Annotated in this window: 5 protein-coding genes; 1 reads left to right on the forward strand and 4 read right to left on the reverse strand. The window is 68.8% G+C overall.

All coding sequences use genetic code 11. The features are described from left to right. The 4 genes from HUU96_RS14840 to HUU96_RS14855 all read right to left on the reverse strand — a co-directional run. Nucleotides 1–190, reverse strand: a 190-nt coding sequence (locus HUU96_RS14840) for a hypothetical protein (protein WP_217430346.1), incomplete at its 3' end; no start/stop codon positions are given. Between the two features lie 4 nt (nt 191–194). Then, a complete protein-coding gene (locus HUU96_RS14845; RefSeq protein ID WP_174293504.1) occupies nt 195–794 on the reverse strand; it encodes a VOC family protein in 600 nt (199 codons plus the stop codon). Nucleotides 795–837: 43 nt separating this feature from the next. Next, nucleotides 838–1,734, reverse strand: a complete 897-nt coding sequence (locus tag HUU96_RS14850) for a sugar phosphate isomerase/epimerase family protein (RefSeq protein ID WP_174293505.1) — start codon at nt 1,732–1,734, stop codon at nt 838–840. Continuing rightward, nucleotides 1,727–2,101 carry a putative quinol monooxygenase gene (locus tag HUU96_RS14855; RefSeq protein ID WP_174293506.1) on the reverse strand — a complete coding sequence of 125 codons (375 nt, stop codon included), beginning with the start codon at nt 2,099–2,101 and terminating at the stop codon, nt 1,727–1,729. Before HUU96_RS14855 ends, HUU96_RS14850 begins: the two co-directional genes overlap by 8 nt. A 117-nt stretch (nt 2,102–2,218) precedes the next feature. Between HUU96_RS14855 and HUU96_RS14860 the strand changes: the two genes are divergently transcribed. Further along, nucleotides 2,219–2,523 (forward strand): hypothetical protein (locus tag HUU96_RS14860; protein WP_217430347.1); only part of this gene is annotated, 305 nt, incomplete at its 3' end.

The raw sequence follows: 2,523 nt of genomic DNA on the forward strand, positions 1-2,523 counted from the left end.
CGGACGTGGTCATGTCGGGGGTGAGCGGCGGGAACGGCTGCGGATGGGCGGGAAGAGCGAGCACCCCTGTCGGCGCTGGAGCAGCTTCCGCCGCCGAGGCCCCCGCCACTGCGGGCACTACGAGCGCGCCGGTCAGCCCGGCCGCGATCAGTTCGCGCCGGTCCAAACCTATATCCTTGCTGTCGACCATGTCCTCAGCTCCAGGCCAGGGCGGGGCCATAGAACCGCGCGGCCACGTCGCGCTCATACGGCATGTGCGCCGGCCGATGGACCAGCTCCAGATGGACGCCGAACGGCGTGCGCGCATAGACCCAGGTCGCCCCCTTGTCAGCGCCGGTGGAAGGCTTGCCGATGTCGCCGACGATCTCCACCCCCGGCTGCGCCCGGAGGTAGTCGGCGGCGCGGGCGACATCCTCGACCCAGATGGCGATATGGACGGCGCCGTTGTCGCTCACGCGGGGAGGTTGCTTGGGCGCGCCGGGGCCGGTGAACTGCAGCAGCTCAAGGTTCAGAGTGGGACCGAAGCGCAGGAAGGCGACCGCCACCGTGGCGCCGGGAGCGGCTTCCTCCTTGCTCTCCAGCCCGGCGGCCGGAGGTGCGCGGAACAGCAGATCGGCGCCGACTACCTCGACAAAGAAGCGCGTCGCCTCGTCGAGATCGCGGACGACGATGCCGGCATGATCGATGTTGCGGGCGCCCGGAATGCCGCGCCGATCGACCGGGCCTGCCGGTGCGGCGCTGGCGGGCATGCCGATGGCGCCGGTCACACCCAGCCCGGCGGCGGCTCTGAGCATGGTTCTTCGATCGGTCGCCGCGGGATCAAGCTCGTCCCGCATCTCATGCTCCCGCTTCTTCGCGCATCCGGTGCGCGACGGTCATGCCGGCCGCGGCGAGCACGGCGCGGGTCGTTTCTCCCGCCTTGCGGCCCGCCGTCGCCGCATCCATCGCGTCGGCCTCCAGGCTGAAGACCTCCTCGCTGATGGTGCGGATCTGCCCCTTGGCGAGCAGCGCCTGCAGGAAGGCGACCAGCGGCAGTTCGCCTTCGCCGGGCCAGCGGCGGTGCTGCATGGTGTCGTCGATCAGCTTGGCCTCGATCTGGCGGCGCGGCGCATCGCTGAGCTGGACCGTGCGGATGCGCTCGCCCGGCACGGCTTCCAAGTTGGCGATGGTCTGGCCGGCCTTGAAGAAGTGCCACGAGTCCATCATCACGCCGGCGTTGGGCCGTCCAGCGCCGCCGACGACCGCCATTGCGTCCGCAACCGTCGGGCAGCCGAAGAAAGGCATCGGCTCCAGATCGACCCAGATGTCGCGGGCGGCCGCGCGGTCGCAGAGCGCACCGAACCCATCGACAAGCTGCTGCAGCGGCGCGCCGTCCTTGAGATAGGCGGCGGTCGCCAGGATCTGGCGCAGACCCAGCGCGTCGCAGACCTCCAGCGCGTGATCGACCGAAACGCGCCAGCGGCGGTTCATCTCGGGATCGAAGTCGTGCTCGTCGAGCTGGACCGGCGCCCAGGTGGTCACCGTGTCGAGGTGGCGCAGCGCGACGCCATGGTCGGCGGCGAGCGCCAGCATGTCCTTTGCCGACGAGCCTTGCGCAAGCGTGTCGTCATAGGTGATCGGCGCCACCGCCAGGCTTGCAAAGTTGCCGGCGGCGGCAGCCTTGACGTGGTCGGCGAACGATAGCTTGCGCACCGGCGCCGCCCAGAAGGCGAAGTCGATCACCGCCTCACTCACCGCCGGCTTCCTTCTCGCGCGATCCGAACATGGCACCCGCCATTCCGCTCATGAAGGCGAAGTCGGTGCGCACGATCTCGAAGGTCTTCATGCTGCGGTCCGCTCGCAAGAGTGCGGGCAGCCGCGCCTCGTACTTGCTGCGGTAATCGCGCTTCATCTGCACGTTGTAGAAGTCTTCGCGGTCGATCCACATCTCGTGGATGATGATCAGGCCGGGCTCCTCGTCGCTGCGGCTGAGCACCGTGTTCAGGAAGGTGGGCTCGGTGCGCATGCGGTCGTTCACCTCGTCGACCAGCGCCAGATATTCGTCGACGCACTCAGGCTTGAGCGGGATCGTCGTGAGCAGGGTGAAGGGCTTGGCGGCCATGACGCTTCCTTGTCGATCAAGGCTTATTGCTATTCGGGAACGGTCGGCCCAGAAGAAGGTTTCCCGCCTCGGAGCAGAAAGTCGCCTGTGCCGATCCGAACCCGTCCAGTCCTCGGCTTGGCCCTGACTGCGTTGATCGGCACCGGATGGGCGGCGTCTGCAACGGCCCAGACGCTGCCGCTCGATCCGCCCGCTTTCGCACCGCTGCGGCCGGACGACAGCGCAAGAGGCGTCGTGTCTGGCGCGCTCGGCGCGGACCTGAAGGACATCGCCGCCGGCGACGGTCTGCAGGCCAGCTTCGGCGGCGAGGTGCGCCAGCGCGTCGAGCACTACAGCCACGAGATGTTCGGTCTCGGCCCCGTGCTCGACGACAGCTACGATCTGTCGCGCATCCTCGCCTTCGCCGACCTGCGGCTGGCGGG

The sequence above is a fragment of the Sphingomonas bacterium genome, assembly GCF_903644135.1.
In the GTDB taxonomy this organism is placed as follows: Bacteria; Pseudomonadota; Alphaproteobacteria; order Sphingomonadales; family Sphingomonadaceae; genus Sphingomonas.